The 25592-nt window shown below is 50.5% G+C and carries 14 protein-coding genes; 11 read left to right on the forward strand and 3 right to left on the reverse strand.

Going from position 1 to position 25592, the window contains the following annotated elements:
- Position 1 precedes the first annotated feature (1 nt).
- A complete protein-coding gene (locus tag AC0YOB_RS23385; protein ID WP_475794803.1) occupies positions 2-5803 on the forward strand; it encodes a GH92 family glycosyl hydrolase in 5802 nt (1933 codons plus the stop codon).
- 143 nt (positions 5804-5946) lie between these two features.
- On the opposite strand, the gene AC0YOB_RS23390 is transcribed toward AC0YOB_RS23385, so the two are convergent.
- Both AC0YOB_RS23390 and AC0YOB_RS23395 read right to left on the reverse strand, forming a co-directional pair.
- On the reverse strand, positions 5947-6369 hold the full coding sequence (locus AC0YOB_RS23390) for a DUF2752 domain-containing protein (protein WP_475794804.1): 423 nt from the start codon (positions 6367-6369) through the stop codon (positions 5947-5949).
- Positions 6323-6670 (reverse strand): DUF4234 domain-containing protein, encoded by a 348-nt coding sequence (locus AC0YOB_RS23395; RefSeq protein ID WP_210046328.1) that lies wholly within the window; start codon positions 6668-6670, stop codon positions 6323-6325. The genes AC0YOB_RS23390 and AC0YOB_RS23395 overlap by 47 nt, the downstream gene beginning before the upstream one ends.
- 456 nt (positions 6671-7126) lie before the next feature.
- Here AC0YOB_RS23395 and AC0YOB_RS23400 point away from each other — a divergent pair, with 456 nt between their 5' ends.
- The 6 genes from AC0YOB_RS23400 to AC0YOB_RS23425 all read left to right on the forward strand — a co-directional run bounded on the left by AC0YOB_RS23400 (position 7127) and on the right by AC0YOB_RS23425 (position 18091).
- On the forward strand, positions 7127-8230 hold the full coding sequence (locus AC0YOB_RS23400; RefSeq protein ID WP_475794805.1) for an ROK family transcriptional regulator: 1104 nt from the start codon (positions 7127-7129) through the stop codon (positions 8228-8230).
- Between the two features lie 13 nt (positions 8231-8243).
- Positions 8244-9575, forward strand: a complete 1332-nt coding sequence (locus tag AC0YOB_RS23405) for an extracellular solute-binding protein (RefSeq protein ID WP_475794806.1) — start codon at positions 8244-8246, stop codon at positions 9573-9575.
- Positions 9576-9599: 24 nt separating this feature from the next.
- Positions 9600-10484: a carbohydrate ABC transporter permease gene (locus AC0YOB_RS23410; protein WP_475794807.1), complete on the forward strand. Its 885-nt coding sequence runs from the start codon at positions 9600-9602 to the stop codon at positions 10482-10484.
- Positions 10481-11329: a carbohydrate ABC transporter permease gene (locus AC0YOB_RS23415; protein ID WP_475794808.1), complete on the forward strand. Its 849-nt coding sequence runs from the start codon at positions 10481-10483 to the stop codon at positions 11327-11329. The genes AC0YOB_RS23410 and AC0YOB_RS23415 overlap by 4 nt, the downstream gene beginning before the upstream one ends.
- 55 nt (positions 11330-11384) lie before the next feature.
- Positions 11385-16898 carry an S-layer homology domain-containing protein gene (locus tag AC0YOB_RS23420; RefSeq protein WP_475794809.1) on the forward strand — a complete coding sequence of 1838 codons (5514 nt, stop codon included), beginning with the start codon at positions 11385-11387 and terminating at the stop codon, positions 16896-16898.
- A 185-nt stretch (positions 16899-17083) separates the two neighbouring features.
- A complete protein-coding gene (locus AC0YOB_RS23425; protein WP_475794810.1) occupies positions 17084-18091 on the forward strand; it encodes an ROK family protein in 1008 nt (335 codons plus the stop codon).
- A gap of 985 nt (positions 18092-19076) precedes the next feature.
- On the opposite strand, the gene AC0YOB_RS23430 is transcribed toward AC0YOB_RS23425, so the two are convergent.
- Positions 19077-19790 carry a TioE family transcriptional regulator gene (locus AC0YOB_RS23430; protein ID WP_475794811.1) on the reverse strand — a complete coding sequence of 238 codons (714 nt, stop codon included), beginning with the start codon at positions 19788-19790 and terminating at the stop codon, positions 19077-19079.
- Positions 19791-20066: 276 nt separating this feature from the next.
- On the opposite strand from AC0YOB_RS23430, the gene AC0YOB_RS23435 reads away from it, so the two are divergent.
- From AC0YOB_RS23435 to AC0YOB_RS23450, 4 genes are all read left to right on the forward strand, one after another.
- Positions 20067-20960, forward strand: a complete 894-nt coding sequence (locus AC0YOB_RS23435; protein ID WP_210046321.1) for an ABC transporter permease — start codon at positions 20067-20069, stop codon at positions 20958-20960.
- Between the two features lie 3 nt (positions 20961-20963).
- A complete protein-coding gene (locus AC0YOB_RS23440) occupies positions 20964-21860 on the forward strand; it encodes a carbohydrate ABC transporter permease (protein ID WP_475794812.1) in 897 nt (298 codons plus the stop codon).
- A 66-nt stretch (positions 21861-21926) separates the two neighbouring features.
- Positions 21927-23627, forward strand: coding sequence for a type 2 periplasmic-binding domain-containing protein (locus AC0YOB_RS23445; protein ID WP_475794813.1), 1701 nt, complete (start codon positions 21927-21929; stop codon positions 23625-23627).
- A gap of 174 nt (positions 23628-23801) precedes the next feature.
- A complete protein-coding gene (locus tag AC0YOB_RS23450) occupies positions 23802-25592 on the forward strand; it encodes a cache domain-containing sensor histidine kinase (RefSeq protein WP_475794814.1) in 1791 nt (596 codons plus the stop codon).

Genomic DNA, 25592 nt, shown 5'->3' on the forward strand with positions numbered 1-25592 from the left:
AATGTGGAAAAAGCTTATTTCAATTGTAATGACGGCGTTGTTCCTGTATGGCATGCTGGAGCCGTTAACCTGGAGCGCCGTTGCGGCGGCGCCTGTTGATGCGCAGGCAGTTGAGACCAGGAACGTGGCTTTGAATGCGACCGCCACATCTTCAGGGCAGTGCAACGCTAATGAGGCTGCAAGCTTCGCTGTCGACGGCAAGGCGAACACGAAGTGGTGCGACAATTCCACTACGGCCAAGAAATGGCTGGAGCTGGATTTGGGCCAGGTCTATACGATTAACGAATGGCTGATGAAGAACGCCGGAATTAGCGAGAATACCAACAGCCCGTTCTGGAATACGAAGGATTTTCGTCTTCAGAAGAGTACGGACGGCGAAACCTGGGAAGATGTCGATGTCGTGACAGGCAATGTGCAGACGATCGTCGACCGGTATTTACCGGGAGAGCAGGCATTCTCTGCCCAATACGTCAGACTTTATATCGATAAGGCGGCATATGACAATAACACAGTCCGGTTGTATGAACTGGAAGTATACGGGGTGGAATCCGGACAGTCGCCCGCGTATCCTGCGACTAACCTCAAGCCTGTGGATTACGTGGACCCCTTCATTAACACACTGGGCGACAACGGACAGACGAATCCGGGTCCAACCACGCCTTTCGGTCTGGTCTCACTGGGCCCCGACAGTGATGGAGGAGCGTTCAGCGGATACTACTATCAGGATAAAGCTATCAAAGGATTCTCGCATCTTCGCTTCAGCGGCGTAGGCTGCAACGGCGCAGGCGGCAATATCCTGATGATGCCGGAAACAAGGGCTTTTACGAAAGACAGCAATCAGTATAAACAGCCGTATGATAAAAGCAGCGAGGAAGCTTCTCCCGGCTACTATGCCGTGAAGCTTGGGTCCGGAATTGACGTTCAACTCACTGCATCGCAAAACGTCGGCTTTCACCGTTATACGTTTCCTGAGACCAATACCGGCTCTGTGCTGGTTGACCTCTCAAACTCTTATGCCGGGATGGTAGATGCCAACCTGACCGTTACGAGCAACAACGAGATTTCCGGTATGATCCAATCGAAGAATGTGTGCGGACATGGGTATTACACCATGTATTATTCCATTCAGTTCGATCACGATTTTGACTCCTACACGTCCTGGCAGGGCGACGCGACGGGAGCCGTGCCTACGCGCACCGGTTCGAACAGCGGAGTCTGGGTGAATTTCAATACGGCAGACAACAAAGTGGTTCAAGCGAAAGTAGGTCTGTCGACGATCAGTGTCGATCAGGCCAAATACGAACGCGATCACGATGTTGAAGGCTGGGGTTTCGACGCGCAGCATGAGAAAGCCCGAAACATTTGGAGCGACGTGCTGAACAAGGTTGAAATCACGGACTCCAATGAAGAGAACAAAACGGTATTTTATACCCAACTGTACCACTCTTTCCTTCACCCGAATAATGTAACCAGCTCGGATGGAACATTCCGTGCGGGAAGGGATGAGAACACGATCCGACAGGCGTCGGAGCTCGGCGACGACTTCGAATACTACAACGGCTGGTCCACCTGGGATGATTTCCGCAAATATTCCCTGTATTCGCTGCTTGACCCGCAGAAATATCAGAACATGGTGAAGTCCATGGTGGATGTGTACGACACGAGGGGCTCCTATACGCAGTGGGGTGACGGATACTGGCCGAGTCCGACTGTAAGAAACGAGTTCAACGGCGCGGTAATCCTCGATGCCTATTCGAAAGGCCTGGATGATTTCGACGTGTCCAAAGCGCTTAAAGGAATGGCGGTGGATACCGACAACTACGCGGTAAACAACGGTGATATTTCCAGCGGGATGGAAAAAGCGTTCAGCGCCTCTTTCCCGATGAAGCTTGCCGCCATGACCGGCGATAAGAAAACGTATGAGAAATATAAGGATATTGCCTTGTCCTACAAGGATCTCTGGAATCCGGATCAAGTGGACGAGAAAGGCGTTAAACGCGGCTTCTTCACGCCTAACGCGACAACGGTCAACAATGGAGATATAACCCAGGTTGACAAATACGCCTACCAAGGGAATCTCTGGACATACCGCTGGTTTGTTCCGCAGGATTTCAACGGGCTCGCCGATCTGATCGGCGGCAAGACGGAGATGGCGAAGGAGCTGAAGCACTTCTTCGACATCGATGAATACATGGCTGTCAATGAAACGGATTTGAATGTACCGTATATGTTCGATTATCTGGGCTATCCTTATCTGACCCAATATTATGCGAGAGAATATACGACGGAAGTGGTTACCCAAAAATACCATAACCACGGGTTGTACGCTTATCCGATGAATACCCGCATCTACCGTGATGATCCGGAAGGGTATATTCAATCAATGGACGACGACGCAGGAGCAATGGCTTCCTGGTTCGTGTACAGCGCCATGGGCTTGTACCCCGGAAATCCGGGAGACCCGTATTACTTGATCGGTTCGCCTATATTCTCCGAGATGACACTGCATCTGGACAATGGCAAAAGCTTTACGATCAAGGCCAACAATGTGTCCAGCGACAATCGTTTTATCCAGTCCGCTGCGCTTGGCGGCAAGAACTTCAATCAAGCCTGGATCAACTACGATGATATTATGGCAGGCGGCACCCTTGAATTCCAAATGGGTTCGCAGCCGAATATGAGCTGGGGCGCTGTAGCCAGTGCAGCTCCGCCGACAACGGATTTCTCGGCAGATATTGATGATACGCTGATTCATCAAGAGCTCATTTCCGAGGGATCGGAATGGAAGTATTACGATAAAGGCCAGTATGCCGGCAATGGCTGGACAACTACGGCTTATGACGACAGCGCCTGGGCTTCCGGGCCGGCGATGCTCGGTTACGATAACTACAATAAAGTGAAGACCAAGGTAAGCTACGGTCCGGATACGAACAACAAGTATACGACCACGTACTTCCGCAAAACCTTTGAGGCGTCAGATGTGAAGGATATCACCGAACTGGACGCCAGTCTCATCCGCGATGACGGAGCTGTTGTATATTTGAATGGACATGAAATTATCCGGACGAATATGCCGCTGGGCGATGCGACATACGGCACCATAGCGAATGCGACCGTCAATGACGAACGGGATCGGAACAGCTATATCATAGATCCGTCCTATCTGGTGGAGGGTACAAATGTATTGACCGCAGAGGTTCACCAGGCTGCTGCGAACAGCTCGGATATCGCATTCGAATTCAGTCTCGATGCGGCTAGGCAAATGGCGAAGCCGACTGCGCCGACCGCTCCTGTAGTGGACGATAAATCCAATACCTTCGGATGGACGTTTGTTCCTGGATTCGAAGAGGCAGGCGGTTATGAATACAGCACCGACGGGGGCTTAACCTGGAAACAGGCAGCTGCGAATCCATTGACAGTAGGTCCGCTGGATTTCGAGGCAGGCAAGGTTCAGGTAAGAGTCAAGGCCAATAAAGACCTGGGTCAAACGGCCGGACATGTGCTGGTATCGGACGCGGCCTTTACGTCGGACGTCAAGTGGGATGTTTTTGATCTCCAGGCCGATGTCAAACGGGACGGAAACATGGTTGTAGATATTAAAGGCACATTGAAGGGCGACTATGCCGATTCGGCAGTTGCGGTCTTTCAATTGATGGATCAGGATGAGAAGGCCCTGATGTCCAGCGCTGTGCCTGTGGACACCGGAAGCTTCGAGCTTTCGAATATTTTCAATGTCAATGCAAGCAAATATCAGGTGAATGTCTACCTGGTAGATGCGTACGACGGCAACATCTACAATTCGCTATGGTTGGCGGAGCCGATTGAATCGAAGCCGGAGCCGGTGACCGATCCGGATCCGAAGCCGCCGGGCGAAGAAGAACCGCTTCCGGAGCCGATTCCGCTGCCGACGGATGAACCGGACGTACCGGATGAGCCCGAAGAGCCCGGTGAGGATGGACTGACGATTCAGTTCGAAGGCAGCACGGATCGGTCGTCGGAGCTGAATCAATTTAACCAGGGTCCGTTAAAAACCGAACAAAACAATGGAGGCACGACTGTCAGCAACACGTTCACCGGAGCATGGCTCGCTTATGACAATGTCGATTTTGGAACCGAAGGTGCCAATCACATTACCGTTGAGTATGATGCTCCTTCGACGAAAGTACCTGCAGGCAGCACGCTTGATATCCGATTGGGAGCTAAAGATGGCGAACTGGTCGGAACGGTCAATCTGCCGAATACGGGCAGCGGCTGGGGAACCTACAAAACGACAGATGCGCAATTGAACAAAACGTTAACCGGCAAGCAGAATCTGTATATTGTCATGAATGGAAATACGACCCAATCGCTTCCTTACATCGGCAACTTCGACCGTTTTACGTTTGATTACGTGAAGATTAGAAACGACTTTGCCAAGCTGGAGCTGGAGACTTATGATGAATGGTCGACGGAACTTAATCCGGCTAAGAACAGTCCGCTGAAAACAGAAGGCGGAAAAAGCGGACAGCAGGTTGCGAATACCTTCAATGGAGCATGGCTGGCCTATAAGAAGATGGACTTCGGCAGCGAGGGAGTCAATCAGCTGTCCATCGAGTATTCAAGCAACAGCTTGAACTGCGCGCCCGACTCAGCTGTTGAAGTTCGTTTGGGCAGCAAAGAGGGCACATTAGTCGGTACCATCGCCGTACCTCCGACAGCTAGCGGCTGGGGTACCTACAAAACGGCAACAGGCGACTTGACCCAGACGCTTACCGGTCTTCAAGACGTTTATCTCGTACTTACCGGCACGACCGATGGCACTTATACGTACCTGGGCAATTTCGATAATGCCAGTTTTACGTTAAGTGCCGATGAACCGGATGAGCCAGGAGATGAACCTATTAGAACCGACTTTGCCCAGCTGGAATTGGAAAGCTATGACGAGTGGACAACGGCAACCAATACGTTCAACAACAACACGCCGCTGAAAACGGAAAATGGTAAAGGCGGACTGGGAAAGCAGGTCGCCAATACGTTCAATGGCGCATGGCTGGCCTACAAGCGAATGGATTTCGGCAGCGAGGGCGTCAATCAGTTGTCCATCGAGTATTCGGGCAACAGCGCAAGCTGCCCGACCGACGCGGCCGTTGAAATTCGTTTGGGTGGGCCCAACGGTACGTTAGTGGGCAAGATCGCAACACCTCCGACAGCGAACGGATGGGGCACATATCAGACCGTAACAGGCAAGCTGACCCAAAAGCTGAGCGGACTTCAAAATGTCTACCTTGTACTTACCGGTACGGGAAGTTCGACCTTTAAGTACATCGGAAATTTCGACAACGCCAGCTTTTCGTTGAGTACGCGAGCGGACTTTGCCCAGCTGGAGTTGGAGAGCTATGACGAGTGGACAACGGCAACCAATACGTTCAACAACAACACGCCGCTGAAAACGGAAAATGGTAAAGGCGGACTGGGAAAGCAGGTCGCCAATACGTTCAATGGCGCATGGCTGGCCTACAAGCGAATGGATTTCGGCAGCGAGGGCGTCAATCAGTTGTCCATCGAGTATTCGGGCAACAGTGCGAGCTGCCCGGCTGACGCGGCAGTTGAAGTTCGCTTGGGTGGACCCAACGGTACGTTAGTGGGCAAGATCGCAACACCTCCGACAGCGAACGGATGGGGCACGTATCAGACCGTAACAGGCAAGCTGACCCAAACGCTGAGCGGACTTCAAAATGTCTATCTTGTACTTACCGGTACGGGAAGTTCGACCTTTAAATACATCGGAAATTTCGATAATGCCAGTTTCACATTGAGTGAATAATTTTTGCACAAGTAAGTCCAGCGGTGCCGCGGAGAGTAAATAGTTGAGACAGGTGCTGCCATTTAAGAGATTAATTGAAGAAGCTGCCCGTAAGTCATTCATGACTTATGAGCAGCTTCTATTTTTCTTTCTTAAGATGTTCATCAAACTTCCGTCGGGGCCAGCCAATCGAATAGAGGGATATTCCTTAATATACCAAAAGCCACAGTTGCCGTAAGCATAACAGTCATTATTGTCTTGCATATCCGGGGCTTTTGTTTCTTGTTTGCGACCAAATAAGCCGCATACAGAGGCATAATGAAATAAATCAAGGGATTATATCTGAAAGACTGATTAAAGTCCAATTGCAGCAAGGATAGAGCACTCCTCGTTATTCCGCATCCCGGACAATACTGCCCCGTCAGCTCGTGAAATACGCACGGGACCCCGAGATTTGTCGCAGGCAGCCATATCTTCAGGTAGATAAATCCTCCGGCGCCAAGCAAGGCACCCCACGCAAGTTTGGGATACCTTGTCGGATTAAGCCCGATATGCCATTTTATTAACATCGGATTGCACCAATGCATAGACTACGATTCCCAAGCCGACAAATGTGAGAATCAGATAAATAAGCGAATTATCCGAAACCATCAAGCCGCGCTGCCGCTGCGCTTCTCCGACCTGCTTGCCTACCTGATAGGCCCAGACGAAGCTCCAAATTCCGCAAGTCACCAGGCTAAGAAGAAAATGCTTGCCCCCTGTAAATGAGGAATCTCCGCTTAGTTCGCCAGCTTCATTTGTCAAAACAATAAACCAGTAGATTGCATAGATCCCGCATGTGATCAATGACAAAATAACTGCCAATCCGACACTTCTCTGAGTAACCATTACACACCATCCTGATTATTTATTTATATTCAGGCGAAAAATCATGCCATGAAATCTCCGAACAAATTTGATGGGTGAAATGGATGTAACCATCAACTGCGACAAAATATGTCAAAAAACGACATTCTGATTATATGAAATTATGAACATAAATACAAGTTAAAAATGGATATCTAATAGATTAGTTACCGCCTCCATGTTTGCCCAAGGATGGCGGGCGGCTCTTCGATTTGTCATATTTTAGCCTAATATCGTATTTGGTGTTAGTTTTTATTACGCAGTAATTCATTAGACTCACTGATCGATGTCATTAAACATAACAAACAAACGAAATTTCTGTTGACACTTTCCTTGATTTGACTTTATACTGATGTCACCAGTTAGTTTTGTCATCGAACAAACAAACGAACTAACAAATAAAAGGGGATGCATATGGTAAGAAAAGGAAATCTAGAAATGATTAAACAGGTAAATAGCTCGCTTGTGCTCAATCTTATTCGTGAGAAGCAGCCGATTACCCGGGCGAAAATAGCACAGGTATTGAGCTTGAGCCGTTCCACCGTATCTCTGATCGTGGAGGAGCTGATACATAAGAAATTTGTCACGGAGCTTGGCTTAAGCAGCTCGACCAGCGAAGGCGGACGGCGGGGCATGAAGCTTGGATTTAATCCTAAATCGGCGTATGGGGTCGGGGTTGAGATTGGCGGCTCCAAGTGTCTCCTTCGCATAACGGATCTGGATGGGGAGATCGTCTTCAAAGAAGATCATCCGGTTCCGAAGCAGCTTCCGGAGATCGTCGCTCTCATTCAGGCGTGCATTGACAGATCGCATATCAACCAGGATGAAATTATCGGCATGGGCGTGGGTCTGCCGGGTACGATTGACGCCGAGAACGGAATTCTTATCAATGACTCGCCTGCGCTCGGATATAAGAATGTCAATTTGAAGCAGGTATTCCAGCCGCATTTTTCCTTCCCGCTATATTTCAACAATGATGTCAATTGCGCAGCGTTCGGAGAAAGCGCGTCAGGCTCCGGGGCCAATGAAAGCAATATCGTCTTCATCTCCATTGGAGACGGGCTCGGCAGCGCGATTATTGCCAATGGCACGATTATTACCGGACACCGGTTCTCGGCAGGTGAAATTGGCTATTTCATTACACCTGACGAAGTGAGAAGCGGTGTGATAAACGAAGCGGAGAAGTTCGGAACTTTGGAGCATAAAGTTTCCGGAACCGCACTTGCCAAGAGCGGATATGGCGTAGAGGAGATCTTCAGCCTGTATGCTAATGGCGATACACGGATAATTCCGATCGTGGATGATTTCATGGTGCATTTGTCTGCGGTCATTTCCAATATTGTAAGCTTCATGAATCCTGAGAAAGTCATCATTGGGGGAGAAATTTCTGAATGGTTAAGTCCTTTTTTGCCCGGTATCAAGAAAAGAGTGAGCAGCTCCACACCGATTGAGACCACGATAGAACTGGCTCTCCTGGGTAAGGAAGCCTGTGCGATGGGTGCGATCGCTTACGCTTTTCAACAAATACAAGGAAATGAATAGAGGAGGAAGTCAGATGAAGAGGAAGCTTGGTATCGTTTTATCCGCAATCATGTTGGGTGTGGGGATTTTAAGCGGATGCTCCAGCAGCGGCAACAACAAAGCAGACAATACGGCCGCCACTGGAACCAACAACACCAGCACCAATGCAGGCAGCAATGAGGGGAGTTCAGACAAACCAGTCACACTGAAGGCCATTTTCATGAAGCAAGCCGGATACAGCGAGGAGGCGACTCAGGAAGCGACGGATGAGTTCATGAAATTGAATCCGACGATCAAGGTAGAGCCAACCTTCGTTGCCTATGAATCTCTTGAGCAGAAAATCATTACCGGCGGTAGCAGCTATGATGTCGTCCTGATTGACGCTCCATGGACTGCGAAATTCGCGGAAGCGGGAATCATCAAGAACGTTTCGGACAAGCTTCCGGCTGAAGAACGGTCAGATATTTTCCAAGGGGCGCTAGACTCCGTAACCTACAATAATGAATTGTACGGAATGCCGTGGCTGAATGATACCCGCTACCTGTTCTATAACAAAGAAATGCTTCAGAAAGCAGGCTTCGATGCACCTCCTGCAACATGGGATGAATTATTGGCCCAGGCCAAAGTTCTGAAAGAGAAAGGGATCGTGGATTATCCGCTCGTCGCAACCTGGAAGCAATCCGAAGCGCTAGTGTGCGACGTGACTTCGATTACGGAATCGTTCGGCGGACATCTGGTAAAAGACGGAAATATTACGATTAACGATTCGGCCAATGTGGATGCTATTAATTTTATGGCGCAATCGATTAAAGACGGTTTGACGAATCCGAATTCGCTCGAATATTTGGAGGATGACGTAACAGGCGTGTTCTCAAGCGGCAAAGCAGCCTTTGCCTTGAACTGGACCTATATGTTTAACGCAGCGAACAATGATACGGAAAAATCGCAGGTTGTCGGCAAGGTTGGCATTGCGCTCAGCCCGGGAACTTCCAAAGCGGTAAGCGCGACGGTAAATGGCGGCATGGGGCTTGCGGTAACCAAAGGCAGTAAAAATGCCGATGCGGCCTGGAAGTACATTCAATTCCTCGCGGATAAGGACTTCCAGAAGAAATATGCCAAGGATGCACTGCCGATCTGGAAATCGCTCTATGATGATCAAGATGTCGTTGCAACCAATCCCGAGCTCGTTAATTTGGCAAAAACGCAATATAACTATCTGGTCAACCGTGCAATCGTACCTTGGTACGGCGAATTCTCCACAGAAGCCCAGGTTGCGGTGAGCGAGGCCTTGAACGGGTCGAAAACGGCACAAAGCGCATTGGATGAATTGCAGAAAAAAGCCACTGATATTTCTGAAGAGAGTTAATATTCGTCAAGAAAGGGCAATGTCATGAGAAGAATGAGTGATACAACCTACGTCTGGCTTAATATCACTCCCGCTGTTCTGGCGGTATTCGGTATTATTCTCTTCCCATTGATTTATACGTTCATCCTAAGCTTTCATGATATGTCGTTAAATGTTGAATCGATGGGCGATTATGTAGGATTGAAAAACTACTACGTGATTCTTACAGATAAGAGTTTCTGGGAATCCGCAGGCAGAACATTCTATTTCTCTTTCGTTTCGATCAGCTTTGAGATGGTGTTTGGAATGCTGATTGCGCTGCTCCTGAACGAGCCGATCCGGGGAATTGCTTTCCTGCGCACCATCATCATCCTGCCCTGGGCCGTGCCGACGATTGTGAACGGGGCGATGTGGAAATGGATTTATCAGCCGGAATACGGGGCGTTGAATGCTTTTCTGACGCAGCTGCACCTTATTCCGCATTATCAATCCTGGCTCAGCAAGCCCTGGCTTGCGATGAACATGGTCATTCTGGCCGATGTCTGGAAGATGACGCCGCTTGTCGTAATCTTTCTATTGGCATCGCTGCAAATGAGCAACAAATCCGTGTATGAGGCGGCAAGCGTGGATGGAGCGGGGCGGCTGCAGCGGTTTTTCGTTCTGACGCTTCCCCATCTGAAGCCGACTATACTTGTCCTGATCGTCATGAGGACGATGGAATCGTTCAAGGTGTTCGACCTGATCTATGCCTTGACTATGGGAGGACCTTCGGACGGAACCAAGGTACTCACCTATCAAGCCTATATCAAAGCATTCAACAACATGCATTTTTCACAAGGCGCGACGATCTCGTTCCTCATTGCATTGATTATTGGCAGTATCACCTTTGTCTACGTCAAGGTGCTGAAGGCAGAGGAGGAGTCGGCATGAGGAGCAGCAAACGATTCAGGCTGGTGCAGTATCTTTTTGGGATACTGGTTACTTTCTGCACGCTGGCTCCCTTTCTCTGGCTGTTTATCTCCAGCATCTCATATCAGGTCGATCTGACAGCGGTGCCGCTGCGTTGGATTCCAAGCCATGTCACGTTTCAGCGATATATCGATATCTTCGTAAATTCGGACAATGATATGGCGTACACGTTCCGGCTTTCCATGGGCAACAGTCTGATTGTCGCCTTATGCACAACGCTGCTCGCCTTGATTATCGGAGGACTGGCTGCGCACAGCTTTGCGAGATACCGGTTCAGATTCAAGCAGAAAATGCTGTACCTGTTCCTGTTCTCTTACATGATACCGTCCGTCGTTATCGTGATTCCGCTGTTTTCGATGCTGAATAAGTTCGGCATGATGGATTCCAGATGGACCTTGATTCTATTGGATTTAACCTTTGTCATTCCTTATGTCATTTGGGTTATGCAGAGTTATTTGAAATTTCTGTCGAATGATTTCTATGAAGCTGCGTATATGGACGGTTGCAGCCGGTTCCAGACCATCAGACTTATTATTTTCCCGATTATTCGTCCCGGCGTCCTGTCCACCTGCATATTCGCGTTTCTGCTGGCATGGGATGAATTTTTCTTTGCGCTGTTGTTTACGTCCAGTCTCGATGCCAAAACCGTGCCCGTGGCCATTGCTGAATTCAGCGGAAAAAATGGAGTGGACTATGGAATGATCGCAACCGGTGGGGTGCTGGCTTGCCTGCCGCCAATTCTGATCTCATTCATTTTCCAGAAGCATATCGTAACCGGGATGACGGCGGGCGGAGTGAAGGAATAATCCCGTATGCAGGCTTGGCATTCTTGCACGAACCATAATGAGGAGGAAGCAGGAAATGGTAAAAAGCAAATCATTCAAGCAGGCTTACCATATTGTAATGGCTGTATTGCTTATATTTACCGGCTTTAACAATCCGCTCAGCACGAAGGTTAATGCAGCACCAGTGATCGATAATGGCCCTTTGCCAGGCTCTTCGAGCAAAGCCGTCACGTTAAGCAATGTCTATCCGCTCAAAGACAACTGGAAAATTCAATCAGCCACCGAGGCGACCTACGGCCAATCCGTTGTGCAGGCAGCATACGGCGCCAACATCTCAACACCGGGCTACGATACAACAGGCTGGTACGACACTCAGGTACCGAGCACCGTACTGGGCGCCCTGATTAATGACGGTGATATTTCCGATCCCTACATCGGAGACGGAATGTCCAAAATCGATGAAAGCCGCTTTACAGTACCCTGGTGGTACCGCACCGAATTTACATTGCCCCAGTCGGAGCTGGGTAAAAGAATCATCGTAAACTTCCAGGGAATTGCGTACAAAGGGAATATCTGGGTCAATGGCCATCAGATTGCCGACTCCTCCGACATTGTCGGCAGCTTCCGGACGTATGAGCTGGATATTACCGATTATGTCACTGCCGACGGCGTGACGAAGAATACCATTGCCGTATCTGTAGAGCGATCCGACTACGGAAAGGATTTTTCGATCTACTGGGTGGACTGGGTGCCAAGACCGGCCGACAATAATATGGGCCTTTGGCGGGATGTTTTCATTACCACGACCGATTCGGTTGAGGTGCGCAATCCATATGTCGGTTCCAAGGTGAATAATGAGCTGAACATGGCGAGCCTCAACGCTTATGTCGATCTGAGCAACAAGACAAGCTCCGAGATCGAAGGAACATTATCCGCAACCATTACGGATCCCGGCGGCGCAGTGGTAGCGGCTGTTTCGCAGCCTGTTACGCTGAGCGCAGGGGTGCAGGATCAGGAGTTCAATTTTGGCTCTGATAAGTATGCCGAATTGAACATCGCAAATCCTCAGCTTTGGTGGCCGAAGGATATGGGCGGTCAGCCGATGTATTCCATTGAATTCAAATTCACTGCCAACAATGTTGTCACTGATGTGATCAAACAAAAATTCGGGATTCGTGAAATTGATACAGAAATGAATGTTTCACCTTCTGATGAAGACAGTCTTAAGGATATGGTGCAATTTTATGTCAATCATAAGCCCATTCTGATTAAAGCGGGAGGTTATTCCCCTACGGATCTGTTCCTCCGCCGCAATCAGGATACGAACGTTGCCATCATGCAGTATATTGATGATATGGGGCTGAACGCGATCCGCGATGAAGGCATGTTCTTCGATGACCGGCTGCTCGACCTTCTGGATGAGAAGGGGATTCTCTACATGACCGGCTGGGTATGCTGCAGCAGATGGCAGCAGCCGGCAGCCTACAGCGATGCAGAGCTCGATATTGTAAAAGATTCCTTGCAGGCGCAAATTCAAAACGCCCGCGTTCATCCGAGCATGATTGCCTGGCTGAACGGAAGCGACAATCCTCCTTCTTATGGGGACGATCTGCCGAATGGTGGAACGATCGAACGGGGCAAGCAGGTCGAACAGGCATTCCTGGATCTGGAGCATAAAATCCATTGGGATGACTATGGGGCCATTATTTCCAGCGGCTCTGCCAAGAAGGCGGAATTGACAGGTACGTACAGCGGCATGCATATGGATGCCACGTATGATTACGCTCCTCCAGCGATGTATTTCGAGGATATGAATGATGGCGGCGCATTCGGCTTTACTTCGGAAGCGGGTCCGGGTCCGAGTATTCCGGTGACCGAGACGATGAAGAAGATTTTGCCGGCGAATACGCTGTGGCCTTACAATGTGGGCGGCGATAATTTCGCCCAATGGAATTACCATACGGCCAGAGGAAGCTTCAAGGATCTGGCGAATTTCAACAGAGCTTTGGACAATCACTACGGGGAGTCCAACAGTCTTGAAGAATTCAATATCAAAGCCCAGGTTCAGCAGTACGATGCATTCCGGGCGCAGTATGAAGCGCTCCAGGTGAACAAGTACACCAATGCGTCCGGCTGGGTGCAGTGGATGCTTAACAATGCATGGCCGAGCCTGTACTGGAATATGTTCGACTACTACCTGAACCCGAACAGCTCTTATTTCGGAACAAAGATCGCCAACGAGCCGCTTCATATTCTATTCGATTACGGCACCAAGCAGGTCAAGATCGTCAACAGCACGCAAACCGCCTATTCCGGATTGAATGCGAAAGTGCAAATCTACAATATTGACAGCAAGAAAGTATACGACAGAACCTTCAACCAATTGGCGGTTACACCAGACGGGGCAGCACCAGCCGAGGGCGGCGCTCCGAAAACGGTCGGCTATCAGGATATTGACTTCGGAGGGAAGATCAACGAGGCTTATGGCATTACAACGGTTGATCAGATCGACGAGGCCAATTTCACCCTGTCACCGACTTACTTTATCCGCTTGGAACTGAGAGACGAAGCAGGAAATCTTGTAAGTGTGAACTCCTATGCGGAATCGCTGAAGAAGGATGTGGTTAAATACTCAAGCCACAACTGGAACGCAACCCCGCAAAATCAGTATGCGGATTATACGGATCTTCAGAAGCTGGGACCGGCTGAGCTGTCGATTGCAGGCACACCCGCTGCTGTAACTAACGGCGCTGAGGAGACGCTCACCTATACCATCAAGAATAATGGCAGCAACATCGCTTATTCGGTATTCGCCAAAATCAGAAAAGGCGAAGGCGGGGATCTGGTCGCTCCGGTTCGGATGGATGATAACTACTTCATGCTGCTGCCTGGAGAAGAGAGAACCCTTACCGCCCAATACAAGGTGTCGGACCTGGGGAATGCTGCTCCTGTCGTAGAGATCAACAGCTACAACAATATCGTTGTACCGCAGAAAGGGCTTCCGACTTCTACGAATCTTGTATTCAAAAAGACGACCGCAACAGCGTCCACTACACAAGGTTCGAATAACGCGAATAATGCGCTGGACAGCAGCTCATTGACTACCAAATGGCAGAGCTCCACGAATGCGACAACCGGAGCCGACCCGCAGTGGTACAAGGTTGATCTGGGAGCGCCCACAACCTTCAGCCGGGCAGTCATGAGATGGGATTATGCAAATTATGCGCAGAATTTGACTGTTGAAGTATCTGATGACAATACGAACTGGAAAAAGGTTCTTATCGCAACAAACAGCAATGGTTCAGCCATGAACGATTTGCAGTTTGCTCCCGTCACCAAGCGGTATATCCGCGTTACGATGGAAGGTAAACGTCCGGGCAGCCCTCAGATCGGTTCCGGAGGGACGGGTCAAGGCGTAACCGGCCTTGCAGCAACGAACCCGGCAACGAGCTTCAATCTTGCCGCATTCGAGCTGTATGGACCGGCAGCAACACTGACCGGAGATGCATCTGCAACAACCGGCAGCACGTATTCATTGGATCTTGGACTGCAGAACGTGACAAGCTCCGTATTCGGGGAAGATGTCAATGTCAACTACGACAGCACGAAGTTTGACTTCGTATCTGCCGTCTCTGCAGAGAAAACAGTGTCCGTATCGAAAGTGGACAAAAGCGTTCCTGGCACAGTTAAGTTGAAACTGGCGGCTTCGGGCCCGAGAACGAGCTTGAGCGATACGATTGTGAAGCTTCAATTCAAAGCCAAGGATGTTGCTTCAATTGACAACGGGAATGCTGAATTCACGCTGACTGGCGCGTCATTAAGCTTCCCGTCTCCAAGCCTTGTCTCAGCCCCTGAAGTTAAAAATCAGGCTGTGAAGCTGGTGCTCCGTGATTCTGCCGAGGTTCAAAATGCCAAAGCGGAATATGACGGCGAAGGAAAGCAATTGAAGGTGACCTGGAAGGATCCGGATGACATTGTATTCAGCAGAGTCAAGATCACAGTAGATACCCCGGCGAATATTGAACCGGTTATTGTGGACAAAGGCGTGCAATCCTTCGTTCTCGGCGGATTGAACTCCGGCGACAGCTATAGTCTCCGAATATCGGCGTTAAACGGGAATGGCTCCGCTTCAGAAGGTATTGTTCTGTCGAACAAAGCGGCTAGCCCGGTAACAGGCATCGTCATTAAGGCGGATGGAGATGGCACCTCGATTACGAGCTACCAAGGCACACTTCAGTTAACTGCCGAGGTAACGCCGTCATATGCGAGCGATCCTTCAGTAACCTGGTCGGTCTCTGGAATGGGCGGTTCGGCATCAATCAGCGAGACAGGGCTGCTCACGGCAGCCGGCGATGGCGATGTACTCGTGAAAGCAGCAGCAAATGACGGTTCAGGCGTCGTGGGAGAACTGAAGATCGCGATTAGCGGGCAGAATACTTCAATCCCTTACTATCCTGCACCTCCAGTTTCGACTCCTGGTACAGACGGGAAAGAATCACAGCAATCATTCAGCAAGGAAGAGCTGGCCCATGTACAGGACGGCAAAGTGAAACTGGAATTGAAAGACGGCAAAACGGAAGCCGTGCTCCCGATTAACGCAGGAGAGCTTCTGGCTGGAAATGCGTTGGAGGTTCAGGCATCCGGCGTAACGCTGACGATTCCGGCAGCAGTCATTCAGAAATTGGCCGGTCAGCTGGAGGGTCAATCCGATAAGGCTCAGATTATCGTAAGAATGAATCCGGAAGAGAAGGGTCAGGTTGACTCAGGCTACAAGCTTGGCGGATCGTCCTACAACCTGGAGCTCGTTCTGGTGGATCAAGACGGCAAAGAAAGCAAGCTTGCATCATTGACGGAACAGGCAGAGATCGTATTGTCTTATCCATCCGATCTTGATGAAGCCTTGCTGGGAGTTTATTCGTTCAATGAAACAACCGGCAAATGGGATTACGTCGGCGGCGATATCGATATAACGAACGATACCGCAACCGTGAAAGTATCTCATCTTGGTACCTATGCAGTGATGCAGTATGATAAAACGTTCATAGATGTCCCATCCAAGCATTGGGTTTACAGGTCACTGCAGATCCTATCGGCCAAGCATCTGATTAACGGAGTGTCCGATACGCAGTTCAAGCCGTCCGCTCTGACGACGCGCGCTGAATTTGCCGCATTATTGGTAAGAGCGATTGGTCTTGACGCGACTGGCAGCAGCACCGCTTTCGCGGATGTGAAGGCATCGGACTGGTTTGCAGCCGATGTGGCAGCAGCGTTCGATGCAGGCTTGATTCAAGGCCTGTCGGAAACGGAATTTGCGCCTAATGCGCCAATTACGCGGGAACAAATGGCTGTATTGATCGTTCGTGCTTATGAGTATAAGAACGGTAAGAAACAGATGGATGCCAGCAGTCTTGCAGACTTCAAAGATCATAATCAGGTATCGTCATGGGCAGAAGCAGACATTAGCAAAGCGCTTGAACTTGAGCTAATGCGCGGTCAATCGCCTGCAAACTTTGCTCCGAAATCAAACACTACCCGTGCGGAAGCCGCACAAGCATTGTTGAATCTGATCGATATTATGGTCGCAGAGTAATTCCGGATTGAAAATTTAAAAAAATATGCACAGTGAGGCCCCGGAGACCCGATCACGGGGCTGTCACTGTGAAATAAGGGAGGATGAAGTGAAGTTGGGGGATATAGTTGCTGATGGAGTAGGGGGAAGCTGACGGTTGCCCGGATAGTTTGAAGATTTGTAAGATTCGGTATGGAGGTATGACCATGAGTAGAACACAAGAGAGCGGATATACGGCAGGAATTGACGTTGGGGGAACGAAGGTATTTGTTTGTGTAGCCGACCCTCAAGGCAATCCGGTTATTAAAAGTAAACTTCGCACCCCAACAGAATCTGATCCCGAGAGTTTTTTTCGCTGGCTGTTCGAAGAGCTTGCTCTTTTGTTGGTTGAACGGGGTTTGCAAGTATATGATCTTTCCGGCATCGGAGTTGGATTTCCGGGAGTTATTGGAGATAACGCGGGCATTCTGACGAATGCGCCTGCCTTCAGATGGCCTGCCATTGACGTGAGGCCGATTATCCGCAAATATTATACAGGCTCTGTTTATTTGGACAATGACGTCAACATGGCGGCCTGGGGCGAGAATTGGATGGGCGCTGCCCAGGGCAAGCGACATGTGATGATGATAACGATCGGCACCGGAATCGGCAGCGCGTTTATTTTCAACGGGGAGCTGTATAAAGGAGCAAATAATGCAGCCGGCGAAATCGGGAATTGGGTGGTCGATTCCTGCTTGATCAACAATGATCATGGAAAAGGGGAGAAATTCGGCCCCTTCGAAGAGGCCACCTCCGGTACGGGAATCGGCATTGCGGCGCGCGATTATCTCAGTCAAGGCGGCCGCAAATCGAAGATCCTCGAAATGGCAGGCGGAATACTGGAACGGATCGAGGCCAAGCATGTTGTGACTGCAGCAGCAGAGGGCGATGAGACTGCGAAGAAAATTATGGACAGACCGCTCAATTATATGGCTGTAGGAATCGCAAATGCCGTTTCTTTGCTCAATCCCGAGGTTGTCGTACTCGGGGGCGGGGTGGTAGATTCCGGGGATTATTATGTGAACGAAGTAAGAGACAGAGCCTCCAAGCTGACGCCGCTGCCGGTGAATATCGTGCTGGCGACACTTGGGAATGAGGCCGGCGCTTACGGCGCTATAGCAGCGGCCAGACTAAAAGCAGAACTTCATCAAAAAAAGGAAAAAATCAACTTTTAAGATTAATAGTGAATGGCTCGGCTTAAAGCATAAAGCTGATGGAAGATCCCTTATTGGTCATGGGGAACCAGCGATCGCTTTATTCGATCATGAACGCCAATGCAGTACTTTGGCGTTCATGATCGAACAAGCTAACGCGAGAAACCTTGGAACTTGCCGAGCGGTTCGGCGGGTTTGATGCCCTGTTAAACTTTTAAATAAGGAAAGGGGCCATTTCAAAAGATGGTTTTCAGCCCTTGCCCTGTCATCATTTTATGAAAACCAAGGCATCTTCAGCCCCACTCAGTAGTGGTTCTGAAGGTGCTTTGTTTGTCTTTCTATTATGTTCAACTATTATTCACTTCAGGGGCAGCTGCAGTTGCCTATTAGTCAACTATTAACACACTGCCGGGCATGCAAGCCGGAAAAAGCTCGCTGCAGCGCCAATCGGTGCCGAGTCTACCAGAATGAAAACTCCAGTAAGGAAAACCCGGCTTGCACTCGTCCCAGCCCTAGCTGCCCGCCATGCAAGCCGGAAAAAGCTCGCTGCAGCGCCCATCCGGTGCCGAGTGCACCAGAATGAACGCTCTAGTAAGGAAAAATCGGCTTGCACTCGTCCCAGCCCTAGCTGCCGGCATGCAAGCCGGAAAAAACTCGCTGCAGCGCCCATCCGGTGCCGAGTGCACCTGTATGAACGCTCCAGTAAGGCAGTTACGAACCGACAGGCCGGCTCAAACATTCACAGAAGATAATTCCAACTAGTAATATGAAACATGAGCCGGATTACAGGATCAGATTTTCTAAGCTTTCCCTGCGAATAATAGTAATATATTTCTATAAAATATAGAATTTAGATGAAAATGAAAAAATATAAGCTCACAGGTATTCTGACAATAATTGAATAAATGCGAAGGCTTGACCGCATCGCACGGTCCGCTTGATCAGCAAAAAATAAGGAAAGTCCGTGCTTTCCGACTCTTCTTGGCTTTATAGCAATGAAATAGCATTACCCCTGCGTTTCCAACCCCACCTCTTTGCAAAGCTCTACCAATTGATGAACCCCATAGATTTGCCGGCGGTTGCGCTCATGGATGCTTAACAGGGCATCCTCTGTGACTCTTTTGGCTTTCTCCATGCTATGATGCTCCACGGCCTGAACAATTTCCCTCATATTATCCAGAAAATAGACGGTCCGCCTCAAGGTGCGGATGAGCAGAATTTGTCTGATATGCGTGGACGTAAACACCCGGTAACCGTTCTCGGGATCGCGGTCCGGCGTCAGCAGCCCTTCCTTCTCCCAGTGCCGGATAGCCGAGGCCTGCACATCGGTTAGAGCGGCAGCCTCGCCGATGTTCATCCTGTTTTTCAGCTTCTTGCCTGCCAGGATGGCGAGCTCGGAATCCTGCAGCAGCGCAAGCGTCTGGTCGGCTACTTCTTTTTCATGATGCAGACTTGCCTGCTCCTTGTTGACCAGCCAGAAGGCGGAGTCCATATCCGATTTCTGAATATGGCGCAGCACGTCACAGGTGACGGCAACGCCAAAGCCGGCGAACATGGTGCGGAGACAGCGGAAATAAGCCAGATGCACCGCCGTATAGAGCCGATAACCATTCGCGGCTCGTTCGGGGATTGGCACCACTCCCCAGGATTCATAATGGCGCAAAGCGCTCGTACTGATGTGAAGCTCTCTGGCAATCTCATGGGGCTTATAGTAGCGCATATCCCGTCCTCCCCCGTGGTATAGGTAGATTTAAACTTACCAAAACGGTTTGTTTTAGGCAAACCTTTTGGAACAAAATCCTATAGTAAAAAGGATAGCATTCCCCGAAAAAACTCTGCAGCACCCAAAGCCAAATAGAGAGCTTTTTCCTCAGACAGCTGCCATATGCGATTTCCTTGCCTGCTTTTTTCTCCAATCAAAACGATGGAAATCCAATCGTTGTGATATGGAACTGCTTACATTCAAACCCTATAATGAGTGCAAAGGGGTGACATAATGTTTGCGAGACTGACAAAATACCGCTGGCAGTACACGATGATTGTACCGGCCGTTGTCCTGCTGTTCTTGTTCAGCTATGTTCCGATGGTCGGCATTCAAGTAGCGTTCAAAGATTTTCATATCGGCCTTACAATGTGGAACAGTCCATGGGTCGGATTTGAAAACTTTTCTTTTTTGCAGGATGACCAGTTCTGGGTTGTGGTGGGCAATACGCTTTATATCGCCGTCCTCAAATTTGTTTTCGGTTTCCCTGCACCCATTATTCTTGCGCTCCTCATTAATGAGTTGAGACATACCGGCTTCAAGCGATTCGTCCAGTCGGTCAGCTATCTGCCCCACTTTTTCTCCTGGATCGTCGTCGCCTATATGCTGCAATCCCTGCTTACTCTGGACGGGGGGATCGTCAACCAGCTGATTGTCAATATGGGCGGCGAGCCGGTCTTCTTCCTTGGATCGACGGAATGGTTTCGTCCGATGATCGTGGCGAGCGGCTTGTGGAAGGAAGTCGGCTGGAATACGATTCTGTACCTGGCGGCCATCACCACGATCGATCCGCAGCTCTATGAAGCGGCCAAGGTAGAGGGAGCCGGCAAGCTGGCGCAGATGCGCAGCATTACCTTGCCCGGCATTTTGCCCACGATCTCCATCGTACTGATCCTGAGTATGCCAAGTCTCATAGCCGTCGGGATGGATCAGATCTATCCGCTTATGAATCCGGCCAATCAGCCGGTAGCGGATGTGCTGGACACGTACATTCTGCGCAGCGGCCTGCAGCAAGGTTATTTCGGTATGGCAACGGCGGTCGGGCTGCTTTCCTCCATCGTCAGCTTGATCCTGGTGCTCTGTACGAATCAGCTGTCACGGAAATTCAACGGGGAGGGGCTTTGGTAAGCAATGAAACGTTCAGCAAGCGACAAGATCAGTCAGATTATTATAATTGCGCTGATGCTTCTATTGTGTGCATCGGTCATCTATCCGTTCATGTCCATGCTTTCCATTGCTCTGAATGTGGGGAGCGATGCGGCCAAAGGCGGCGTTTATCTGTGGCCGCGGAAATTTACGCTCTATAACTTCGAGGTGGTTCTCGGCAATTCCGTCATCCAGCATGCGTATCTGATCACGATTGCCCGTACCATTATTGGAACGATTATTGGACTGCTCGTAACGATTCTGGTCGCGTTCGGCTTGTCCTACCGGCAGCTGCCGTTTCGGCAGGTTATTCTCAGCTATATCCTGATCACGATGCTGTTTAGCGGCGGATTGATCCCTTTATATATCCAGCTCAACGATTTGTCCTTGCTTAACTCGTTCTGGGTGTACATCATTCCATCCGCGTTCTCGGCGTGGAATATGTTCGTCATGATGAAATTCATTCAGGGCATTCCCGAAGCGCTGACCGAATCGGCGGAAATTGACGGCGCGAATCCCTTCCGGATTCTGCTTATCATTATTTTACCGCTCTCCAAGCCCATGCTGGCGGCACTCGGATTGTTCACCGCTGTCTGGCACTGGAATGACTGGTTTGCCGGAGCCTTCTACGTTTCGGACCAGAATCTCATCCCCGTCCAGACGTTTCTGCAGCAGCTTTTGTCTGCGCAGGACATATCGGCGGTTCTTGGCTCGAATAATAATCAGGAGGCGCTGGCCAGAGGCTCGATGATTTCCAATGTCACCTTAATGTCCATCAAAATGGCAACCGTCATGGTCAGCGCGCTTCCGATTCTTTGTGTCTATCCGTTTTTGCAGAAGTATTTTGTCAAAGGAGTCCTGATCGGCTCTGTGAAAGGGTAAGAGAAAAGCGGCGGGTATAAGGAAACATCAAATACCAAACGAGAAAACGGGAAGGGGAAGCAATTCATGATTATACGTAAAAAGAGAGCAAGATGGCTGGGGGCCATGACCCTTGCGCTGCTTATGTTTCTGGTGGCGGCATGCTCGAACGGCAGCGGAGGTTCGAATGGCAATGCAGACTCCGGCAGCGGCCCAGCCGCTGACGGCGGAACGAATGCCGCTGAGGGAGCCGGCGGGTCCAAAGCCTTCAAGCTGTGGCTCGGCTGGACGGCAACGATCAACAATGACAGTAAGGTACAGACTTACTGGAGAGAGAATGAGCCGGGCATCGACGTGCAGCTGGAGGCTACGCAAGGCGATGCCATGACAGCGCTTAATCTGAAGCTGAACACCGGAGGCTTTGAGGACGCGGCAATTTTTGCCCGCGGCGATGTGGTTACGTCCGCTATGATCCGGTCGAACACGGTTCTTCCGCTTGAGCAATATTTTGATATGCCTGACAAATATCCCGGACTCGCGGCGATCCCCAAGCTGTATCTGGACGCGATGAAGGATAAGGACGGCCATATCTGGTCGATACCGACATGGTTCGACCAGAATCCCGAAGATCCGTGGCCAGGCTGGGCTTCTCTCGGCTGGTTCGTCCGCTCCGACGTATTGGAGAAAACCGGTCTGACCGTAGACGATCTCAAAACGATCGGCGGCGTGGAGAAATATCTGGAACTCGCGGCGAAGCAGACGGATGAATCGGGCAAGCCGCTCATTCCGCTGAGCTTCCTCTCGGATGCGAATGACGAGAACGTGATTCTGAGTACGTTCGGGGTGTCGACCGCCACTGCGGGGGGCGTCATTCCGGTTCAGAAAAAGGGTGACGGCTACGAATTTATTTATGATAATCCCCAATATAAAGCCGCCTACCAATGGATGAACAAGATGTACCGTGCGAATCTTCTGGATCACGAGGCGATCACGGACAAGAGCGAGCGCTACAAGGAGAAAAACAAAACCGGACGCATCGCGATGAACGCCGGCGGATTCTTCAATATGGACGCGCATTTGTGGGAGGTTCTGGATGGACCGACGGAGCCGGCATGGTACTATGAGGCCGTTCCATACCCGCAGGTCGACGGGGTGAGCGCCATCGGCGCCAATCAAATCGTCAATCCGTATCCGGCCGATGATGTATTTATTAATAAAGACACGAAGAACCTGGAAGCCATTCTGAAATTCTTCGATTATACGCTGACGCAAAATCCCGAGCAGCAGCAGGTTGCCGCCGAAGGACCGGCCGGCGTGTTCTGGAACTGGGTGGATAAGCCGCTCGGACTATGGGTTTTCACCGATAAAAACTACCAGGAGCTGCACGATTCCGGGGACGCGGCGAAGATCGCGAGCACGAATCCCGGTCTGTATATGGCCTCTTCCTACAGCAATGAATGGTATCCGTGGTGGAACTACGGCGTAACCGAGCCGAAGGGCCGCCAGAAAACGATCGACTTCTCTGAGCAAATCGGCAAGATGGGCGGAATCCGCATCGCCGAGCCGCAGGATATGGTGAAGGCGAAGGCGGGCGGCTTATGGGAGAAATACCTGCCTGAGCTGGAAAATGTGCGCAAGGAGTTTAAAGCCAAGCTGATTATGGCCAAAGACGACGCCGCATTCGAGTCGGCCTGGAAGGATTTCCAGGCTGCCATCGAGAAGCGCGCGCACTGGAGCGAGCTCAAGGAAGAATGGAACCAGACGCTGCAGGAAACAGCAAAAGCCTAGCGCAAAAGGTCCGATTGAAATAAGGGAAGCAGTCTTGAAGGCTGCTTCCGATGAAGCTCTGACATCATTTTAGCTCATCAGGAAACGGGAACCGTCCAACAAGGATGGCTCCCGTTTATGCGTGCTTCACCATGCATATGATATGATTTGTGCGTGTGAAAGGAGTGCAGTGCTTTGAGATTGCGGTTGGAAAGAATGATCATCGGGTTCACCCGCGGGATGAACCTGCGCAGCAAAATATTAATCCTTTATGGCTTGATCCTGCTGCTGCCCACACTTGTCCTTGGCGGCGGCGCTATTTATTTGGTGATCCGCAGCTTTCATCACAGCTACCTGGTTACGCTCGACGAGACGGTACGGCAAACCGCCCGCAATGTCGATTTCGCCAAGCAAAGCTATGATTTGCTTGCCGTCCGGACGGCCACCGACAGCGAGCTGATCGCCCGGCTCGAACGGGAATATACGGATATGCCCGAGATTGTGGATACGGTTAATTATGTGGACCGGACGTTCCTGATTACGAGCAAATATTTGCCCGGCATCGCCGACTTCCGCATTTACCATACCAATGAAACGCTGGTCCAGGACGGGCAGCTGCTGTGGCGGCCGGAGGAGAGAATGCTGGCAGGCAGAGACGAGCGTTCATGGTACAACGCGGCCATGAAATCGTCGAGTCCGCTTCAATGGAGCAACGCGCGCGATAATCCGAAGCAGATCGTCATTACGCGCAAAATCATCAGCGCCTCCGGGAATGTGCTCGGGATGGTCTATATTCTGCTTAATTATGATACCGTTTTCGGCGAACTGCTCGACCATCCCTTCAATGGCGACGGGAGCCTTTACATCGTGGATGAATCCCGGAAGATCCTCGCAGCGTCGGACAAGGCAAGGATCGGCAGCCTCATGATCTCGAAAGAATGGCCGGACGCCGGAGGGGATGGGGATGAAGCGGGTGTTTATGATTTGACGCAGGTCAAGGAGCTGCTGATTACCAAGCCGCTCTCCTCCCGCTGGAACGTGGTGGCATTGGTTCATATGAAATATATGGGCAGTCAGAACAGGACGGTGCTGTATCTGATTGTCGGCATCACGCTCTTTTTCCTGCTGCTGTCGATCTTCCTCATGATGACCATTGTCAAAAACATCGTCCGGCGCATCCGCAAGCTGGGCAGCCGGATGAGCGATCTTTCCCGGGGCGAATTTGAGGTGAACGTCCGCAATCACGAGAAAGATGAGGTAGGCGAATTGGAGAATATGTTCAATTCCATGTCGGAGCGGCTCGGGAAGCTGGTGGAGGGCATCACGCGGGCCGGGCTGAAGGAGAAGGAGCAGGCCTTTAAGGCGCTGCAGGCGCAGGTCAATCCCCACTTCATCTACAATTCGCTCAGCCTGATCCGCTGGCGGGCGCTCGATGTGCAGGATTCCGAGCAAATTGTGATCATCGACGCGCTGACGACCTTTTACCGGCTGGCCTTGAATAACAAGATCAGCGTCATCCGGATCCGCGAAGAGCTGGAGCATGTCAAGGCTTACCTGGATATTCAGCAGCTCCGGTACCCGGACCGGATTCAGATCGAATGGGATATCGACAGCTCTGTGCTTGACTTCTATACGATCAAGACGGTGCTGCAGCCGATTGTGGAGAACTGTTATCTGCACGGGGCCATTACACGCAGGAAGAATGCGGTCATTCGAATTTCCGTTGCAAGAGAAGGCGCGAATATCCGGATGTCCGTCTATGATAACGGCCAGGGCATTCCCGGGGATACCCTGAGCGCGATTGAAGAGGGGACGCATGTAGGGAAGGGCAACGGGTTCGGGACGTCCAACATCAAGGAAAGGCTTGCTCTCTATTTCGGGGAAAACGGAACGTTCACTATGGAAAGCGCGGCAGGCGAGTGGACCTTGGTTTCTATCGTATTTCCGGTTTGCCCGGAGCAGCCGACCATCAGGAGGGAACAGTAA

The organism is Paenibacillus sp. JT31N17 (assembly GCF_056269255.1).

Excerpts from the sequence above, each read along its gene's own strand:
- AC0YOB_RS23385 (WP_475794803.1), top strand. The coding sequence starts at position 2 with ATGTGGAAAAAGCTTATTTCAATTGTAATGACGGCGTTGTTCCTGTAT.
- AC0YOB_RS23390 (WP_475794804.1), bottom strand. The coding sequence starts at position 6,369 with ATGCATTGGTGCAATCCGATGTTAATAAAATGGCATATCGGGCTTAAT.
- AC0YOB_RS23395 (WP_210046328.1), bottom strand. The coding sequence starts at position 6,670 with ATGGTTACTCAGAGAAGTGTCGGATTGGCAGTTATTTTGTCATTGATC.
- AC0YOB_RS23400 (WP_475794805.1), top strand. The coding sequence starts at position 7,127 with ATGATTAAACAGGTAAATAGCTCGCTTGTGCTCAATCTTATTCGTGAG.
- AC0YOB_RS23405 (WP_475794806.1), top strand. The coding sequence starts at position 8,244 with ATGAAGAGGAAGCTTGGTATCGTTTTATCCGCAATCATGTTGGGTGTG.
- AC0YOB_RS23410 (WP_475794807.1), top strand. The coding sequence starts at position 9,600 with ATGAGAAGAATGAGTGATACAACCTACGTCTGGCTTAATATCACTCCC.
- AC0YOB_RS23415 (WP_475794808.1), top strand. The coding sequence starts at position 10,481 with ATGAGGAGCAGCAAACGATTCAGGCTGGTGCAGTATCTTTTTGGGATA.
- AC0YOB_RS23420 (WP_475794809.1), top strand. The coding sequence starts at position 11,385 with ATGGTAAAAAGCAAATCATTCAAGCAGGCTTACCATATTGTAATGGCT.
- AC0YOB_RS23425 (WP_475794810.1), top strand. The coding sequence starts at position 17,084 with ATGAGTAGAACACAAGAGAGCGGATATACGGCAGGAATTGACGTTGGG.
- AC0YOB_RS23430 (WP_475794811.1), bottom strand. The coding sequence starts at position 19,790 with ATGCGCTACTATAAGCCCCATGAGATTGCCAGAGAGCTTCACATCAGT.
- AC0YOB_RS23435 (WP_210046321.1), top strand. The coding sequence starts at position 20,067 with ATGTTTGCGAGACTGACAAAATACCGCTGGCAGTACACGATGATTGTA.
- AC0YOB_RS23440 (WP_475794812.1), top strand. The coding sequence starts at position 20,964 with ATGAAACGTTCAGCAAGCGACAAGATCAGTCAGATTATTATAATTGCG.
- AC0YOB_RS23445 (WP_475794813.1), top strand. The coding sequence starts at position 21,927 with ATGATTATACGTAAAAAGAGAGCAAGATGGCTGGGGGCCATGACCCTT.